The organism is Paenibacillus sp. FSL L8-0641, from assembly GCF_038006265.1.
GTDB lineage: Bacteria > Bacillota > Bacilli > Paenibacillales > Paenibacillaceae > Paenibacillus > Paenibacillus polymyxa_D.
On record NZ_JBBOUW010000002.1, the window covers coordinates 263,652 to 285,335 of the forward strand.

General features: G+C 53.5%; 1 protein-coding gene (cut by a window edge). It reads right to left on the minus strand.

Annotation, left to right across the window (positions count from 1 at the left end):
- Window positions 1-13 precede the first annotated feature (13 nt).
- Window positions 14-21,684 carry part of the coding region annotated (locus MKY16_RS26025) for a non-ribosomal peptide synthase/polyketide synthase (RefSeq protein ID WP_340957798.1) on the minus strand (this coding region is incomplete at its 5' end). 16,591 nt of the annotated region lie beyond the right edge of the window, so 21,671 of the 38,262 annotated nt are shown.

A 21,684-nucleotide genomic window follows, 5' to 3' on the forward strand; every position in this document is an offset into this window, starting at 1 on the left:
TTAGAAAACGGATTTAAAAAACAAAGTCGATGGAATCCGGTGAGAAGCCTTCCGGCCGCTCGTCCGAGTTAACCTGAATATCGCCTAACAGCAAATCTGGATCGATTCCAATCTGGGACAGGATCGCTATCAAATCTCTGGTTAATCTCTCAATAGCGTCGGCCCCAAACAGCTTCGTGCAATATTCAAACGAACCCTTGATTTCCCCGTCTTCATCACTCATAGACAAGGTCAAATCGAATTTGGAGATGCTGTGCTCCTGAACATATGGACTGAAGGACAGCGTTTCTAGCTTCGTTTCCTGCGACTCTGTATTTTGCAGTACAAACATGGTGTCAAACAACGGGTTACGGCTTGCATCCCGTGCTACATCCAGCTTTTCCACCAACTCTTCCAGTGGATAATCCTGATGCTCAAAGGCTTGCAGCGTACGATCTCTGGCTTCCTGCAAGTAGCTGTGGAACGTTTGGTTGCCTTTCGGCTGATGCCGGATGGCTAGCGTATTGACGAACATTCCGATCAGTGGCTCCAGCTCAGGCAACAAGCGGCCTGCTACTGGCGTACCGATGATCAAATCGTCCTGACCGCTGTATTTGGACAGCAGAACGGTGTAGGCGCTCAACAGCACCATGTACAGTGTACTTCCGGTTTGTGTCGCAATTCGGTGCAGTTGCTCGGATACATTCGCGTCCACTGTAAATTCATACATCGCACCTTCGAAGCTGCGAACAGCAGGTCTAGGATAAGCAATTGGCAAATTCAGTACCGGCAACTCTCCAGCTAAATGCTCCAGCCAGAAGTGTTCCCGGCGTTGGTATGATTCACGCTGCATCTCCTGCTGCTGCCACACGGCGTAGTCTTTGTACTGAATTTGCAGCGGCTCCAATGCCTGTCCTTCGTACAGTTGTACCAACTCCTGCACGATATTGTTCGACGATACACCGTCTGAAATAATATGGTGCATGTCGTACATCAGGAGATGGCGCTCTGGTCCGGTTTGAATAAGACGGACACGCAGCAGTGGTGCCTGGCGAAGGTCAAAGCTGCGTACAAAGGACTCGATATAGGCATCGGCTTCGGACTCCCTGGCTTGCAGGTGCTCTACTGCAAACTCCACTTGATCGTACACCCGCTGTACGACCTCGCCTTCCAGCATTTCAAAGGAAGTCCGCAGCGTTTCATGGCGAGCTATTAACTGACGGAACGCATCCTCCAGCCGATCGGCCTGAAGCGGTCCCTCCACGGTTAATACACCCGGCATATTGTAGCTGAGATCCCCACCTTCCAGATGGCTCAAAATGTACAGTCGTTTTTGAGCCGAGGAAACCGGGTAGTATGCCTGTTTCGCCGCCGCAGGAATCACCGTATAGGTGTCTGTGCCGTGCGTTGCGATGAGCTGGGCTTGCTGCTCAATCGTAAAGTGTTGGAACACCTCACGCAGCGTAATCCGGCTGTCCAGTTCCTGATGGATTTTGGCCACCAGCGTCGTTGCCCGCAGGGAGTGCCCACCCACGTCAAAGAATGAGTCGGTGACTCCTACGCTGGACAGCTTCAAGACATCCTGCCAGATTTGGGCTAGCTTGGCTTCCAGCGGCGTCCGCGGTGCAACGTACTCCAGGCCTCCTTCGAGGCGTGCTTCCGGCGCCGGCAGCGCCTTGCGGTCGATTTTCCCGTTCGGTGTCAGCGGGAAACGATCCAGTTGTACCACATACGTCGGGATCATGTAATCGGGCAGCTTCGGCTGCAGCGCATTCCGTAGCTCCGGCAAACTCAGGGACGCTGAAGCTATGATGTAGGCACACAGGTCCTTGTGTCCGTCTTCGTTTTCCCATGCTGTGACCACGGCTTTCTGAATGCCATCCACGGTCAGCAGCTGCGCTTCCACCTCACCCAGCTCGATCCGGTAACCCCGGATTTTCACCTGGTGGTCGATCCGGCCCAAATACTCAATACTGCCGTCTGGCATCCACCGTGCCAAGTCGCCCGTGCGGTACATCCGGTTTGCGTGAGTGCTGTCCGCTGGATCGGTTGCTGCCGCATCAGCAAACGGATTCAGGACGAACTTCTCTGCCGTCAGCTCCGGCAGGTTCAGGTATCCTCGTCCGACACCTGCACCCCCGATATAAAGCTCACCTGCGATACCGATCGGCACCAGCTGTTGCTGGCTGTTCAAGATGTACACCGACTGGTTCGCGATCGGCGTTCCGATGGATACCGTATGCTCCCCTTTTTCCAGCAGTGCGTTCAGGGACTCCACATCTTCAATCGTATAAGCGGTCGCATCTACCGTCGTTTCGGTCGGACCGTACACGTTCGTAATCACCGGACGATACCCGGACCACTTGTGCAGGAACACTTGTACCAGCTGCACGGATAATGCTTCGCCACCAATCAGGTAATGCTTCACTTCCGGCGCTTCCGTCACACTGACGCTTTCGTTCAAAATATGCAGATGCGCAGGTGTGCCGTCCGACAGATCAATCCGGTGCGTGCGGTAGTAGGCGATCAAATGCTCTCCGCTCAGGCTGACGTCACGGGACACCACATGCAGAGTGTGGCCTAACAGCAAGCTGGCAAAGATTTGCTTCACCGAAGCATCAAATACAAATGCTGACAGCCATGCGACATGAAGCGGCTGTTCGTAACGGCTGTATACTCGTTTCCATAAAGCATCTACCAGATTGCTAACACTGCCCTGCTCGATCATGACCCCTTTCGGCTGACCGGTGGTGCCTGACGTGTAAATCATATAGGCCAGGTTATGCGGGCCGGCGACAGGGATCAGGTTGCTCGCATCCTGTGCTCCCAGTTGAGCTTGAACGTCCTCGTCATCCAAGACTACAGCTCGAACTGTGGATGGCAAGCTGAGCGACAGGTTGGCAACTCTACTTGTAATCACGACCTTGGCCCCACTGTCTTGGAGCATGTAGTCGATGCGCTCCTGCGGATACATCGTATCCATCGGCACATACGCGCCTCCGGCCTTCAGTACCCCCAGAATGCTCACCAGAATATCCGCAGAACGTTCCAGCAATACGCCAACCGGTTGATCTGCTTCGACCCCTTTGGCTCGTAACACACGAGCCAATTGGTTCGCACGCTCATTCAGCTCAGTGTAGGTCAGCGCGGTGGCCCCAGACACAACGGCTATCCGCTCAGGGTTGCGCTCAGCTTGCTCTTCAAAGCGTTCGCTGAGCGAACGGCCTTGTAATGCTCCAAGCAGGCTGTGCGCATTCGGATCATTGAACACCTTCAGAATCTGCTCGGTTTCTTCTACCGTAATCAACTCCAGCTCTCCCAGCTTCGCATCCGGGTTCGCCGCCACGGCTTCGGCCAAGCGAACAAAGTGACGCGTCATCCGTTCTACCGTTTCGCGCTCGTACAACGCAGTTGCATACTGCAATCCGAACTGGATACCCGCCTCTTCCTCTCTGGCTTCCAGCGTCAAATCAAACTTCGCTGGCGTTTGTTCCAAGCCGTATGGACGGAAGCTCAGATCTGCCAGTTGCAGTTCGCCTTCCTCGGTGGTTTGCAGGGTGAACATCGTATCGAACAGTGGATGGCGGCTCATATCCCGCTTCACATTTAGCTTTTCCACCAGCTCCTCAAATGGGTAGTCCTGATGTTCATAGGCTTGCAGTGCACAAACTTTCACTTCTTCCACGTAGCTGCGGAAGGTATGTTCCGCTGTCGGATAGTTTCGCAATGCCAGCGTTCCGACGAACATCCCAATCATCGGCTCCAGATCGGCATGCGGTCGTCCGGCAATCGGTGTGCCAACTACGATGTCCTCTTGCCCGCTGTATTGGTGTAAGAGCGCGGTGTACGCCGCCAGCAGCACCATATACAGCGTGGAGCCTGTGTGCGCCGCCAGTTCCTTCAGGCGTTCGCTAGCTTCGCGCTCCAGCCCGAACACCACCGTGTCGCCTGCGGTACTTCGCACCGCCGGACGGGCAAAGTCCGTAGGTAGATCCAGTACAGGCAGTTCACCCCGGAAGGTGCCCAGCCAGTACGCTTCCTGACGTTGCATCCACTCTTGATGGGCTTCGCTTTGCTGCCATACCGCATAATCCTTGTACTGTATACGCAATGGCGAAATCTCTTCACCGTCATATAAGCGGACAAATTCATCGGTCAGTACTCCCATGGACACGCCATCCGAGACGATGTGGTGCATATCGAGCATGAGTAAATGCTGCGATTCCTGCTCGGTTCCTTGTACGCCCAAATCTACCAAGCCTACCCGCAGCAGCGGAGCGGCTTTCAGATCGAACGGACGTACAAACTGCCGAACCCGTTCTTGTGCTTCCTGGCTGACCATCGTGTCCGTATCCGTGGTTGTATCCTGATCTGTATCCGTAGTCGCACCCTCTACCTGTACCTTTGTATACTCCACCTCGAACGGCACGGTGTCCTCAATCCATTGCACCGGCTCACTGTCCACCAGCTCAAAGCGGGTACGCAAAGTTGCATGGCGGGCGACCAGTTGACGGAACACGTCCTCCACTCGCTTCACGTCCAGCGGACCACTCACTTGCAGCACTGACGGCATGTTGTAGTTCACATCATTCGGGTCGAACTGATGCAGCACAAACAGTCGTTTTTGCGCCGAGGAAAGCGGGTAGAAGCTGCGTTCTTCCGTTACCGGAATGGACGCATACGCCACTTGATCCAGACCTTCCATGACCGTTGCCAGTTGTTCAATCGTTGGCGCTTCAAAAATACTGCGCAGTGGAAGCGGCTTGTTCAGCTCCTTGTGAATTTTCGAGGCCAGCGTCGTCGCCCGCAGCGAGTGTCCGCCAATCTCAAAGAAGTTTTCCTTCACACCGACCTGCGCCAGACCCAGCACATCCTGCCAAATTTGCGCCAGCTTCACTTCCACCCATGTCCGCGGTGCGACATAATCAGCTCCGCTTTGCAGGTTGCCTTCCGGTGTTGGCAGTGCCTTGCGGTCGATTTTACCGTTCGGTGTCAGCGGCATCTGCTCCAGCTGTACCAAATACGAAGGCACCATGTAGTTTGGAAGCTCCTCGCCCAGTAAGCTGCGCAGCTCACCAGCGCTTACTTCCCGTTCAGCAACATAGTACGCCACCAGTTGGTTTTGCCCCTGTTCGTCCGCTTGTGCCAGTACGATGACCTCTTGTACGTCCTCCACCTTCAAAATTTGTGCCTCGACCTCGCCCAGCTCGATCCGATAGCCCCGGATTTTCACCTGATGGTCGATCCGGCCCAAATATTCGATGTTGCCGTCTGGCATCCATCTGGCCAAGTCACCCGTACGGTACATTCGTTCGTAGCCGGCTTCACCAGCCGCAAACGGATTTGGTATAAATTTCTCAGCCGTCAGCTCTGGGCGATCCAGATAACCACGAGCCAGACCCGGACCGGACACGCACAGTTCACCCGCTACGCCTACCGGAGCCAAATGTCCATGCACATCCACCATGTACACCCGATGATTTGGCATAGGGCGTCCGATGGAAATGAGTTGTCCTGCTCTCTCGTCCTCGGATACCGGCCAGACGGACGTCGCCACCGAGTTTTCGGTTGGACCGTAGCCGTTGTAGTACGCCACCTGATCCTTCCACTTGTATACCAATTCTGTTGAGGATGCTGAACCCGCAGTGAACAGAACACGCAGGTATGGCATCCGCTCCGGCTCCAGATACACCGCATAGGTCGGTGGTAACGTCGCCACCGTAATCTGATGTTCTGTCATATAATGTTCGAATCTCTCATAGTCCAAAATCGTCTCTGACGTTGGTACATACAACGTGGCTCCGCAGAACAGCGCCTGGAAGATTTCCCAGCAAGCCGCATCAAACGAATAGCTAGCAAACAGCAACGTATGATCCGACGTGCGGATCTTGAGCGTCTGATCAAAATACGTTTTCAGATTGCATAGACCGCGATGCTCCAACATAACACCCTTCGGCTGACCCGTCGTACCTGACGTATAAATGACATAGGCCAGATCGTTCGGACCAGACAACGGCTCCAGATTGGAACCATCCTCGTGATACACACCCTGTGCCCCATTCAGCACCAGCACGCTACCGTCGAAAGCCACTTTATCAACCAGATGGTTTTGCGTTAACAACAGCTTCGCACCCGAGTCGTCCAGCATGTAGCGGATACGCTCCTCTGGATAGGTCGGATCGATGGGCACATATGCGCCCCCGGCTTTTAAAATCCCGAAGATGCCCACGATCATGTCCACCGAACGCTCGGTCATCAGACCCACCAGTCGATCCTTCGTCACGCCTTGACTACGCAAGGTGCGCGCCAGACGATTCGCACGTTCATTCAGCTCGCGATAGGTCAGCTGCTCTCCTTCAAAGAACAACGCTGGCTGTTCCGGTGTCTGCACCGTTTGTGTCTCGAACAAGCCATGAATCGTTTGCTCGCTTGGATACTCAGCAGCTGTATTGCCCCATACGGTGAGAATTTGCTCACGCTCCTGCTCACTTACCATATCCAGCTCCTGCACCCGAATGTCCGGCTTCGCTACCACCTGCTCCAACAGCTGTATCAGATGGCCCTGAGTCCGTTCAACGGCTTCCCGATCATATAACTTCGCATTGTATTCAAATCGGATTTTCATCGCTTCCTGCGGCATAACAACCAGATTGAAATCATAGTTGGTTTGTTCAATCATGCCGGCATTGCGAATTTCAAAGTCCGACGCTGCACCTTCGCCAAGTTGCTCGACCTGCTCCTCCACCGGATAGTTTTCAAACACGATAATGTGGTTGATCAGGTCTTGCTTTTGCTCGGTCAAGGCTTGAATTTCATACAGCGGATACGTTTCATAATCTTGAGAAGTCAGCGCCTGCTGCTGATTCGTTCTGATCAGGTCGGCAAAGGTATCGTCAACCCCACTGCGGATACGTATTGGAATGGTGTTAATGAACAAGCCCACCATGTTTTCGATCCCCGAAATATCCGCTGGACGACCCGACACTACACCACCAAAAACAGCGTCATCACTACCGTTGTACTTTTGGAGCAGCAAGCCCCAAGCTGTTTGCAGCAATGTATTCGGGGTCACGTGGTGCTGCTTGGCCACCATTTCCATACGTCCAGTCAAATCCTTGCCCAGATCACACAGGATATGCTCAAATTGGGCATCGTCCGCTTTCACGCCTACTTTTCCGGTCGGAATCGAAGTTTGCTGCTCATAGCCGAGCAAATAATCCTTCCAGTAGGAAGCTGCTGCTTCTTCATCCTGTGCTTCAAGCCACTCAATATACTGACTGTATGGAGTCACGGGGGCAAGCTTCGGCTGTCTATGCTCCACGGCTGCAAAATAAGCCTCAAACACCTCATCCGTGACTAAAGCCACACACCAGCCATCCATCAAGATGTGATGAGAGCTCCACACAAAATAATAATCCTCATCACCTGTTCGTAAAATCGCCACGCGCATCAACGCATCCCGGGACAAATCGAATCCGGCTGCCTTGTCCTGGCGAATAAATTCCTGCACATACGCGTCACGCTCCTGCTCATTCAGATGACGCAAATCTTCACATCTGAAACCAACCTCCTTGCGGCGGAAAATCACCTGCACAGGCTCATCCTGCCAACCGCTGATGAAATTAGCTCTAAAGATCTCATGCCGCTGCGCCAAATGATTCAAGCTATCTTGGAAAATATCCGCTTGGAAGCGTCCGTGCAAATCAAAGGTCGTTTGTTCAAAATAAGCTCCTGACGCTGCATCCATCAGACTATGGAACAGCATGCCTTTTTGCATCGGCGTCAACGCATATACATTTTCCAGTTCCCCGATGTCACGAGTCCGCTCTACCAACTGATCCAGCTCGGCCATGGTTACATGTTTAAGCATGACATCGCTTGGCGTCAGTTCTTGCTGTTTGCGGCCTACACAATGCGCAATGATTTCCTGCAAACTGATTTTGAACTCTTCAGCTAACTGCTCCATCGTTTCATGACGATATTCCTGCTTGCTGTAGCTGATTGTCAATTGCAGCTTACCTTCCGAAATCAGTCCGTTCATATCCAGCGTGTGCGATCTGGCTGCATGGGCGCTAAGCTCTGCACCGCTAGAGTAAGGAGATACGCCAATAGATTGATTTTGCATATCTTGGTCAAATTGTCCTAAATAGTTAAAGCTGATTTCAGGTTCGGTTACAAAACGCTCTTGCTCACGGGCTGCGGACAGGTATCTCAACATCCCGTAGCCAATGCCCTTTTGCGGAATGCGGCGTAGTCCTTCTTTCACCTGTTTGATGCGCTGTGAAAGGTCTTGCCCCACGCTCATATCCAGCACCACCGGGAATTGGGTCGTAAACCAGCCCACGGTGCGCGTAATATCCAGTTCTGGCAGAATGGATTCCCGCCCATGGCCTTCCAGGCTCACGAGCACTCGTTCCAGGCCCGCCCAGCGATGAATCGTCAGTCCCAATGCGGTAAGCAGCAAATCATTCATCTCCGTGTTGTAGGCACGATGCGCCTGTTTTAACAACTGCTCCGTTTCCTGAGCTGTCCACGTAACTGTCATGTTCTCGCTGTCCCTATTCAAGGAATGAGAAGGGGACTCGTCTTTTGGAAGCGGCTGATATACGCCCTGTTCGATTTCCTTCCAGAATGCAAGTTCTGCTGCCATAGCCGGACTATTCGCATATTGAGACTGCCCATCCGCCCAGGTGCGGAACGAATCCGTTTTGTGCGGAAGGCGAGCCGTTTGTCCGTTCAATGCCTGCTCGTAGGCGGTTGTAATATCCTCGAACAAAATGCGCCAAGATACGGTATCCACCACCAAGTGATGAATCGCCATCAGCAAATGATCACCATCTGGGCAATGGAACAGCCCCAGTTTCACCAGCGGTCCTTCGCTTAACTGAATACCCGCCTGAATTTCATTCACTTTAGCCTCGATCGCCGCTGACACCTCAGTCTCATGGCTGAGGTCTATACGTTCCAGCGTATACAGCTCGCCCTCCCCAATTGCGCGATTCCAGGCTTCATATCCGTGCTCCGTAGGACGGAAAACGATCCGCAGTGTGTCGTGATGGCTAACGATTTGATCCATCGCCGTGCGCAGGGCCGGTTCATCAAAACCATCCTTGCTATGCAGCATGATGGACTGGTTATGATGATGAGCATCCGTCAGGTTTTGCTCAAAGAACCAGTGTTGAACAGGTGTCAGCTTCACAGCGCCCACCACTTCGCTCTGATCCGCCAATCGGGTCACCGATTGAACTTTCAGTGCCAAGGCGGACACGGTTGGATGACTGAACAGGTCTTTCATCTCCAGTCGATAACCTGCTTGCAGCAATCGGGAGGATACTTGCAAGGCCTTAATCGAATCGCCACCCAGCTCAAAGAAGTTATCCTGCGCACCTACCGCTTCCACGCCGAGCACCCCGGCCCATACCGCAGCCAGTACTTGCTCCACCGTGGTACGCGGTGCCACATAGGCTGCACCCGTATGGATGCTTCCTTCCGGTTCCGGCAAGGCCTTACGGTCGATTTTACCGTTGCTGGTCAGCGGGATCGTCTCCAGTCGCATCAAACGTGCAGGCACCATGTGCGCTGGCAGTCCGGCTTCCAGTTCGGCCTGTACCTCCTCGATCCGCAGCTCAGCTTCTCCTGTGATGTATCCGCACAAGTACTTGTGTCCACGCTCATCCGTCCGGTCGATGACTACCGCTTGACGTACACCCGGCACCCGCTGGATCGCCGTTTCGATCTCGCCCAGCTCGATCCGATAGCCCCGGATTTTCACTTGATAGTCCATCCGGCCGATAAAGTCCACATTGCCGTCCGGCATCCATCGCGCCAAGTCACCTGTGCGGTATAATCGTTCACCTGGCACGAACGGATTGGCTACGAATTTCTCGGCCGTCAGGTCCGCACGGTTCAGGTATCCCCGTGCTACCCCAATTCCACCGATGCACAACTCGCCCAGTACGCCGATCGGCACCGGATTCAGCTGGCTGTCCACGATGTAGAAGCGTGCGTTCAGCCATGCCTGTCCAATCGGTACACTGCCACTGTCCGGCAGCTTCAACAGTTCTTCGTCGTAGAAGCTGGAGTCGATCGCCGCTTCCGTGACGCCGTAGCTGTTCATAATGCGGATATCCGCACCAAATCGTTCTTGCAGCACCCGATAATCCGTCACGCTGCAGCTATCCGAGCTGGTAATCAGCAGTTCCAGACTGCTCATGTCCAGTCCCTGCTCATATACATGCTGCATAAACGGTACGATCAGGGCTGGAGTCGATTCGAACACGGTAATCTGATAGTCGCGAATCCAGCCATACAGACGGCTCGGATCAATGCGGTCGTCTTTCGGACAGATAACCATTGTGCCGCCGTTATAAAGCGTCCGCGCGATATCACCGACGAACACGTCGAAGGAGAAGCTCGCCAGTTGCAGCAGTCGTACCGGGAACTGGTTCAGACGGTAATCCCGGCGATAGGCCGCAGCCGTATTCACCAAGCTGCGATGCTCAATCATGACGCCCTTCGGACGTCCCGTTGTCCCTGAGGTGTAGATCACATACGCCAGATCCTGCGGTTCGTTGATGTGATTGACGTCTGTGGTATCTCCGGTGTACAGCGACTCATCGTCCAGTGCCAGTACGGTGTGCAGACGCAGCCCTGTTGCGGGTTCGGATGTAGGTTGGCTTTCCTCGAGCCATGCCTGTGCACGCTCCTGCAAGCCGATTTGGGTCAACAGTACCGTCGCACCACTGTCCTCCAGCATGAAACGAATACGTTCGGACGGATAATCTGCATCCAGCGGCACATAGGCGCCTCCTGCCTTCCACACCGCCAGTACGCCAACCAGCATGTCGACCGAACGTTCACTCAAAATGCCAACAATCGACTCGCGTCCAATGCCTTCATTTCGCAGTCTACGGGCTAATTGGTTCGCACGCTCGTTCAGTGTGCGGTACGTCAGTTGTTGTTCCTCGTACACCACCGCCACATGATCTGGTATAAGCTGGGTCTGTTCTTCCACATAAGTATGGAATAAGCCTCCTGCTTCAGCAGTAACATCCGATACTCCCACATCTCCAAAACCGTAGATGATTTGTGCCTTCTCCTCGACAGTTACCATATCCAAAGCTGCCAGTGGCTGCTGCGGATGAAGAGTAATCGCACGTACAAGTTCGGTAAAATGCTGTGCCAATCGCGCGATGGTCTCAGGCTTGTACAGCGCCGTGCTGTATTCCAGACTGCACAGAATGCCTTCCGGCTGCTCCACGGCATCCAAGGTCAGATCAAATTTGGCCGTATGATTGTCTGTCGGATACGTTTTAAAGGTCAGACCTTCCAGCTCGAACTCCTGCTGCTCAAATGTTTTCAACTCAAACATCGTGTCAAACAGCGCATTCCGGCTCGTATCCCGCGTTAAATTCAGCTTTTCAACCAGCTCTTCAAAAGGATATTCCTGATGTTCGTAAGCACTGAGCGCATGCTCTTTGACCTCTTGCAAGTAATCTAGGAACGTTTTGTCACCAGCCGGATAATTGCGGATCGCCAGCGTGTTGAGGAATACGCCTACCAAGCCCTCCAGCTCCGCATGCGGTCTTCCGGCAATCGGCGTGCCGACGATAATGTCTTCCTGTCCCGAATATTTATGCAAGAGCGTGCTATACGCGGCCAGCAATACCATGTACAAGGTGGAGCCGGTTTGCGCGGACAGCTGTTTCAACTGTTCGCTGTCCTCCAGGCTGATCGCAAATTCCAATCGCGCTCCTTCCAGACGCTGTACGACTGGTCTTGCAAAATCCGTAGGCATATCCAGCACCGGAATGTCACCAGCCATCGTGTTCAGCCAGTAGCTTTCCTGCTCACGAAGCCGCTCACTTTGCATATCTGCATGCTGCCAAACCGCATAGTCCTTGTACTGAATACGGAGTGGCGGCAGTTCCTTGCCTTCATACAATTGAGAGAACTCCTGCACGATAATTCCTTCCGTGACGCCATCCGAAATAATATGGTGCATGTCATAGAGCATGACGTGACGCTCCGGTCCGGTTTCCACCAGCTGAACCCGCAGCAATGGTGCTTGTGCGAGATCAAATGCGCGTACAAAGTCTTGGGCATACTGCTGGGTCTCTTCTTCGCTTGCCTGCACATGCTCCACGCTGAATGCGACGCCCGATTCAATCCGTTGAATCACCTCACCATCCACCATCTCGAATCGGGTTCGCAGGGCTTCATGACGGGCAATCAGCTGGCGGAAGGCTTGTTCCAGTCGCATTTTATCCAAGGAGCCTTCGATAATCAACGCTCCTGGCATGTTGTAGCTAACCTCTCCACCTTCCAGGTGACTCAGCACGTACATCCGTTTTTGCGCCGAGGAAACAGGATAATATTCACGCTCCTCCACCACAGGAATAGATACATACGTTTGCTGGGTCTGATCTTCACCCATCACCTGCACCAATTGTTCAATCGTCGGATATTGGAAAATATCTCGCAGAGCCAGCTTGTAATTCAGCTCCTGATGGATTTTCGCCATCAGTGTTGTCGCGCGCAAAGAATGTCCTCCGACTTCAAAGAAATGGTCCTTAATACCGATCTGCGGATGATTCAGAACACTTTGCCAAATACGTACCAACTGCTCTTCCAGCGGTGTGCGCGGTGCCACGTACGCCGTGCCTCCTTCGAGGCGCGCTTCTGGCGCAGGCAACGCTTTGCGGTCAATTTTTCCGTTCGGTGTCAGCGGGAAACGATCCAGTTGTACGACATAGGTCGGGATCATATAGCCCGGCAGTTTGGGCTGGAGTGTGCTGCGCAGATCCGGCAAATTCAGCGCCTCCGAGGCTACGACATACGCACACAGATCCTTGTCTCCGTCTTCGTTTTCCCAGGCGGTGACGATGGCTTTCTGAATGCCGTCCACGGTCAGCAGCTGCGCTTCCACCTCGCCCAGTTCAATCCGGAAGCCCCGGATTTTGACTTGATCATCCATCCGGCCGATAAAGTCTACATTGCCGTCCGGCATCCATCGCGCCAAATCGCCTGTACGGTACAACCGTTCACCTGGTACATACGGATTCGCTACGAATTTCTCGGCTGTCAGGTCTGTACGATTCAGGTAGCCTCGTGCCACCCCGGCTCCGCCAATGCACAGCTCACCCAGTACGCCGATCGGCACCGGATTCAGCTGGCTGTCCACAATGTAGAAGCGTGCGTTCAGCCACGCCTGACCAATCGGCACATGGCCGCTGCTTGGCAGCTTCGACAGCTCTTCGTCGTAGAAGCTGGAGTCAATCGCCGCTTCGGTGACGCCGTAGCTGTTCATAATGCGGATATCCGCACCAAACCGCTCTTGCAGCACTCGGTAGTCCGTCACGCTGCAACTATCCGAGCTCGTGATCAGCAGCTCCAGACTGCTCATGTCCAGCCCCTGTTCATGCACATGCTGCATAAACGGTACGATCAGGGCCGGAGTCGATTCGAACACGGTTATCTGGACATCGCGAATCCATCCGTGCAGACGGCTAAAATCAATCCGGTCGTCTTTCGGACAAATGACCATCGTGCCGCCGTTATAGAGCGTCCGCGCGATATCCCCGACGAATACGTCGAAAGAGAAGCTCGCCAGTTGCAGCAGTCGGACTGGGAATTGGTTCAGGCGATAATCCCTGCGATACGCCGCAGCCGTATTCACCAAGCTGTGATGCTCGATCATGACGCCCTTCGGCCGTCCGGTTGTCCCGGATGTATAGATCACATACGCCAAATCGTGCGGTTCGTTGATGTGATCGACGTCTGTCGTATCTCCGGTGTACAGTGACTCATCGTCCAATGCCAATACGGTATGCAGACGCAGCCCTGTTGCCGGTTCGGATGCTGCTTCGCTGTCAGACTTCGAATCTGATTTCGAGCCTAAGTTTTCATTTAGGCTGTCTCTTTCCATCGTTTCAGCACCAGCCGCTGTTTCCAACTCACCCTCAGTCTGCCCTCCGGCCAAGGCCTGTCGGCTTTCCCCAAGCCATATCTGTGCTTGCTCCTGTAAGCCGATTTGGGTCAACAATACCGTCGCACCACTGTCCTCCAGCATGAAACGAATCCGTTCAGACGGATAGTCTGCATCCAGCGGCACATAGGCGCCTCCCGCCTTCCACACCGCCAGTACGCCGACCAGCATGTCTACCGAGCGTTCACTCAAAATGCCGACAATCGACTCGCGTCCAACGCCTTCATTCCGCAATCTCCGCGCCAATTGGTTCGCGCGCTCATTCAGTTTCCGGTAAGTGAGCTGCTCCTCCTCGTACACCACTGCCACGTGATCCGGCACAAGCTGTGCCTGTTCTTCCACAAAGGTATGGAATAAGGCTCCTGCTTCAGCAGCAACATCCGATACTCCTACATCTCCAAATCCATAGATGATCTGTGCTTTTTCCTCGGCAGGTACCATATCCAAAACTGCCAGCGGCTGCTGCGGATGCAGTGTAATTGCACGTACGAGTTCGGTAAAATGCTGTGCCAATCGCGCAATGGTCTCAGGCTTGTACAGCGCCGTGCTGTATTCCAGACTGCACAGAATGCCTTCTGGCTGCTCCACTGCATCTAAAGTCAGATCAAACTTGGCCGTATGATTTTCCAGCGGATACGAATTTAGGGTCAGACCTTCCAACTGCAACGCCTGTTGCTCCAAGGTTTTCAACTCAAACATCGTGTCAAACAGCGCATTTCGGCTCGTATCCCGCGTCAAATTCAGCTGTTCAACCAGCTCTTCAAAAGGATAGTCCTGATGCTCATAAGCACTGAGCGCATGCTCCTTCACCTCTTGCAGATAATCCAGGAACGTTTTGTCGCTGGACGGATAATTGCGAATCGCCAGCGTGTTAATGAAGACACCCACCAGATTACTGAGCTCCGCATGCGGTCGTCCTGCAATCGGCGTGCCGACGACAATGTCCTCTTGGCCTGTATATTTGTGCAAGAGCGTAGTGTACGCCGCCAGCAGCACCATATACAGGGTAGAGCCTGTTTGCGAAGCCAGTTCTTTCAGGCGTTCACTAACCTCACGCCCCAGTGCAAACTCGATCGTATCCCCTGCCGTACTCTGCACCGCCGGACGGGCAAAGTCGGTTGACAGATCCAGTACAGGCACTCCGCCCCGGAAGGTGCCCAGCCAGTACGCTTCCTGACGCTGCATCCACTCCTGATGGGTTTCGCTTTGTTGCCATACGGCATAGTCTTTGTACTGAATCCGCAATGGCGACAGTTCTTCACCGCCATACAAGCGGACAAACTCATCGGTCAGTACCTCCATCGACACGCCATCCGAAACGATATGGTGCATGTCGAGCATGAGTAAATGCTGGGATTCTTGCTCTACTCCTTGGACACCCAGATCCACCAAGCCTACCCGCAGCAGCGGTGCAGCTTTTAGATCAAACGGACGGATAAACTGCCGTACCCGTTCTTGTGCTTCCTCGCTAATCCTCGTGTACGTAGCCGTAGTCGTACTCTCTACCTGTACCTTCGTATATTCCACCTCGAATGGCACGGTATCCTCAATCCATTGCATCGGCTCATTGTCTACCAGCTCAAAGCGGGTACGCAAGGTTGCATGACGATCAATTAGTTGACGGAACACGTCTTCTACTCGTTTCACATCCAGCGGACCGCTCACTTGCAGCACTGACGGCATGTTGTAGTTCACATCACTTGGATCAAACTGATGCAGTACATACAGTCGTTTTTGTGCCGAGGATAGTGGATAGAAGCTACACTCTTCCGTTACCGGAATGGACGCATACGCCACCTGATCCAGACCTTCCAGCACGGCTGCCAGTTGTTCAATCGTGGGTGCTTCAAAAATACTGCGCAGTGGAAGCGGCTTGTTCAACTCCTTGTGAATCTTCGAGGCCAGTGTCGTCGCCCGCAGCGAGTGTCCACCAATCTCAAAGAAGTTTTCCTTCACGCCGACCTGCGCCAGGCCCAGTACATCCTGCCAAATTTGCGCCAGCTTCACTTCCACCCACGTCCGCGGTGCGACATAATCGGCTCCGCTTTGCAGGCTGCCTTCCGGTGCTGGCAGGGCCTTACGGTCAATTTTGCCATTGGGACTCAGCGGCATTTGCTCCAGTTGTACAAAGTAGGACGGCACCATATAGCTTGGCAGCTCTCGGCCCAGCTCACTTCTCAGCTCGCTGGCTCCTAGCTCTTGCCCCGCGACATAGTACGCCACCATGTGTTTTTGTCCCGTTTCGTCTGCACGAGCCATGACAACCGCTTCTCGCACGGACGCTACTTGGAGCAGCTGCGTTTCGACCTCGCCCAGCTCAATCCGGTACCCTCGGATTTTCACCTGATGGTCGATCCGGCCCAAATATTCAATGTTGCCGTCCGGCATCCATCTCGCCAAATCGCCGGTGCGGTACATCCGCTCATACCCGGCTTCCCCGCCGGCAAACGGGTCGGCTACGAATTTCTCGGCCGTCAGCTCCGGACGGTTCAGATACCCACGTGCCACACCGACACCACCGATGCACAACTCCCCTGCAACCCCAATCGGCTGCAATTGCTCCGTGCCTTCCTTCACGATGTACAGGCGAATGTTTTGAATCGGTTTTCCGATCGGAATGACTGCATATTCTTCCGTCGGCTCGCAATCAAAGTACGATACGTCCACCGTCGCTTCGGTTGGACCGTACAGGTTGATCAGCTTCGCTCCGGTCAGGCTCGACACGAGCCGTTGGAAGCGAGCCACATGCTGTGGCGGCAAGGCTTCACCACTGGCAAAGACATGGCGCAGCGTTGCCAGTTTCGCTTGCATCACTTCCCGTGGCTGCTGCTCCACATACTCCAGGAACGCATGCAGCATGGCAGGTACAAAGTGCATCGTGCTCACTCCATCGCGGGCAATCGTGTCCACGATGTCTTCCGGGTTCTTTTCCCCGCCTACCGACAGCAAGCTCACCTTCGAGCCGACCAGCGACCACCAGAACAGCTCCCACACCGACACGTCGAACGTAAAGGCGGTCTTTTGCAGGATCGTATCTTCCGCACTCAAGCCGTACCGATCATGCATCCACAAAATCCGATTCAGCACAGAATGGTGCTCCACCATCACGCCCTTCGGTTTTCCCGTGGAGCCAGAGGTATAAATGACATAGGCGACATGGTGCGGTCCGGCCAGTGGCTCCAGATTCGAACCGTCTTCGTGGTAAATGTCTTGGCCAGCCTGCTCCTGACGATCCAGCACCAGCACCTGGCCGTCGAAACTCAGCGATGCTTGCTCCGCCAGATGCGATTGCGTCAGCACCAGCTTCGCGCCCGAGTCCTCCAGCATAAAGCGGATACGATCAGCCGGATATTCCGGATCAATCGGCACATAGGCTCCGCCGGCCTTGAGAATCGCATAGATGCCTACAATCATGTCCAATGAACGGTGAACCAGAATGCCCACAGGCTGATCCGGTTTAACCCCTTGCGCACGCAAGGTGCGTGCGAGACGGTTGGCTCGCTCGTTCAGCTCCGCGTAGGTCAACGATACCGCTCCACACAACACCGCCACTTGCTCCGGCGTGTTCGCTACCTGCTGCTCGAACAGTGCGCTTAGCGTTTGATCCTGCGGATAGGCTACCGCCGTATCCCCCCAGACCTGAACGATCTGTGCCTGCTCTTCCGGTGTCACCAATTCCAGCTCATTCACACGGATATGCGGATTGTCAATTATTTGCTCGATGACATGCAGTACATGTCCCTGCATCCGCTCGATCGTAGACCGATCGTATACATTGGCGTTATATCTAAACATGATACGGAAGGTTTCATCTGGCATCACAATCAAGTCCAGATCATAATTCGTTTGCTCAACAACCTCTACATTCGTAATTTCAAAAGCGGATGGACGAACTTCACCCAACTGCTCGACTTGCTCCTCAACCGGATAGTTCTCAAATACCATAATGTGGTTAATCAGATTTTGCTTCTGCTCGGTCAGCGCCTGAATTTCATATAGCGGGAAGCTGTCATATACCCCCGAAGCCAACGCTTGCTCCTGCGTTTTCCGCATGATGTCCACAAACGTGGCATTCCGTTCACTTTGAATCCGAACCGGGATCGTATTAATGAACAGACCGATCATATGCTCTACACCCGCAATATCCGTCGGACGTCCAGATACGACACTGCCGAATACAACATCCTCATTGTTGTTATATTTCTGCAAAATAAGGCCCCACACGCTCTGCATCAGTGTATTAATCGTGACCTGCTGCTGCTTTGCAATCCGGTACATGGCTTCGCTCCGCGTTGAATCCAGATCTACCGTTATTTTTTCAGAAATATATTCGCTGGTTTCACTTGCTGTAGTGGACACCGTATGATCCCTGCTGTCCGCCACGTGGTCTTTCGATGAAGTATCCGGTCCAGGTAACAACGTCTGCTGTTCAAAGCCCGCCAAATAGCTGCTCCAATACTCTTTTGCCGCACGTTCATCCTGACGCTCCAGCCATTCAATATATTGACCATATGATGTAACAGGAGCAAGCTCCGGCTGCTTCTGCTCCAGCAGCGCAAAGTACGTACCAAACACTTCGCCTGTAACAAGCGATAAGCACCAGCCATCCATGACAATGTGATGGAAGCTCCAGACCAAGTGATACGTTTCTTCATCGGTCTGCAATACCTGTACGCGCATGAGCGCATCCGTACCCAGATTAAAACCTCTAGCTTGGTCTTCCTGCTTAAACGCCTGGATATACGCCTGTTGCTCCGCTTTCGGCATTTCGCGTATATCCTGGAAGGAAAGGTCGCTATCTTTGTGACGGAACACGATCTGCAATGGCTCCTGACTGTGCCCTGTCTCAAACCGATGGAAATTCGTCCGCAGTGCTTCATGACGCTGTGTCAGCAGATCCAGGCTCTTACGGAAAATAGCAACATCAAAGCTGCCTTTTTGATCAAACGATGCTTGCTGGAAGTATGCAGCTGAGTCTGGCTCCATCAAGCTATGGAACAGCATCCCCTTCTGCATCGGCGAAAGAGCATACACATTTTCCAGTTCGCCCACAGAAGCCGTTTGCTCCGTCAATTGCTCCAGTTGTTCCAACGACAAGCCTTTGAACAAGACATCGCTTGGAGTTAGTTCGCTCCGCTCTTGGGAGGCACAATGCGCGATCACTTCCTGCAGGCTTTCCTGCAGCAACTGCGCAAAGTTCTCTACATTTTGCTGTTGATATACCTTACTGTCATAGCGAATGTCCAGTGTCAGCCCGCCTGCTGTAATCATGCCGTTCACATTCAGCGGCTGCTCCAGAACGGTATGATCACTCATCGGCTCTCCACCTGGATGCGAAGACAGCCTGATATCCCCATTTTCCAAGTCCTGATCAAACTGTCCCAAATAGTTAAAGCTAATTTCAGGCTGCAAGGTCAAGGAAGGATGGACATCATGCTGAGACATATATTTCAAAATGCCGTAGCCAATGCCCTTATGCGGTACATGGCGCAGGTCTTCCTTCACCCGCTTGATTCGCTGCCCTACTTCTGCCTTCCCATCCACATCAAGCAGCACCGGATATTGGCTCGTAAACCAGCCCACGGTACGTGTGATGTCGATATCTGGAACAATGGCTTCCCGGCCATGGCCCTCCAGATTGACCAGTACGCGCTCCTGACCGCTCCAGTTATATAACGCGGTGCCGAGTGCAGTTAACAGCAGATCATTGACCTCGGTGTTGTACGCACGATGCGATTCCAGCAGCAGTAGCCGGGTTTCCTGTTCGCTCCAAGCCACGCTCACCGTCGCAGTGTCTCTGATTAGAGAATGTTGTCCCTCCGCTCTCTCTTGATCCTTAGGCAACGATGCAACTTCCATTTGGGCAAGATGCTGCCAATATTCGCGTTCGTTGTCGATCGCCGGACTGTTCGCATATTGAGACAACTGCTCTGCCCAAGCAGAGAAAGAGTCCGTTTTATATGGCAAGCGAATCGCTTCTCCCCGCACGGCCTGCTCATACCCAGTGGCAAAATCCTCAAACACAATCCGCCATGAAATCCCGTCTACGACCAAATGGTGGATCGCAATCAGTAAATGATCTCCATCCATGCAGCGGAAAAGTCCCAGCTTCACCAGCGGTCCTTCATCTAGACGAATAGAGCTTTGGATGGCATTGGCTTTCGTTTCAATCGCCATCGCCACCTCTGCCGTGTCTTCGACGCCTGTCAAATCAACAACGTCCAGACTGTACAGCTCGCCTTCGTTCACACCGCGATTCCACGCTTCATAGCCCTGTTCGGTCTGACGGAAGACCATACGCAATGCATCATGATGCTCCGTCACCTGGGTCACCGTTTGATGCAATGCGGCTTCATCGAATCCTTGTGCTCTATACAGCATCACCGATTGGTTGAAATAATGTGGCTCTGCTGAGGATTGTCCAAAGAACCATTGCTGTATTGGGGTCAATTTAACTGCTCCCGAGACCACCCGCTGATCGGCTGTGCGGCTAACTTTGTGTACATGACTGCTCAGCAGTGAAATGGACGGATATTGGAACAAATCCTTCATCTCCAGCTTGTAGCCCGCTTGCAGCAAGCGGGACGATACCTGGATCGCTTTGATCGAATCGCCGCCCAGATCAAAGAAATTATCCAAAATGCCGACTCTCTTTGCTCCTAATACAGCCTGCCAAATGGACACTAACGTCTGCTCCAGTGCTGTGCGCGGCTCTACATAATCCGCTCCGCTTTGCAAGCTGCCCTCCGGTGCTGGCAGTGCCTTGCGGTCGATTTTACCGTTCGGTGTCAGTGGCATCTGCTCCAGCTGGATGAAATACGAAGGCACCATATAGTTGGGCAGATCCTCACCCAGTAAGCTACGCAGCTCCCCAGCGCTTACGTCTCTTTCAGCGACATAGTACGCCACCAGTTGGTTTTGCCCCTGTTCGTCCACCTGGGCCAGTACGATGACCTCTTGCACGTCTTCCACTTTCAAGATTTGTGCCTCGACCTCACCCAGCTCGATCCGGTAGCCCCGGATTTTCACCTGATGGTCAATCCGGCCCAAATATTCGATGTTGCCGTCTGGCATCCATCTCGCCAAGTCACCCGTACGGTACATTCGTTCATAGCCTGCTTCACCAACCGCAAACGGGTTCGCTACAAATTTCTCCGCCGTCAGCTCTGGACGATCCAGATATCCACGCGCCAGACCTGGACCAGACACGCACAGCTCACCTGCTACGCCTACCGGAGCCAAATGTCCATGCCCATCCACCATGTATACCCGATGATTCGGCACAGGACGTCCAATGGAAATGAGTTGTCCAGCCCTTGCATCCTCGGACACCGGCCAGATGGACGTTGCAACTGAGTTTTCAGTTGGACCGTAGCCGTTGTAGTACGCCACTTGATCCTTCCACTTGTATACCAGTTCGGTGGAAGATGCTGAACCCGCAGTGAACAGAATACGCAGGTGTGGCATCCGCTCTGGCTCCAGATACACCGCATAGGTCGGCGGCAAAGCGGCCACCGTAATCCGGTGATTCGCCATATATTGCTCAAACCGCTCGTAGTTCAAAATCGTCTCTGTCGTTGGCACATATAACGTGGCTCCGCAGAACAGCGCTTGGAAGATTTCCCAGCAAGCCGCATCAAACGAATAGCTAGCGAACAGCAACGCATGATCCGACGTGCGGATTCGAAGCGTCTGATCAAAATACGTTTTCAGATTGC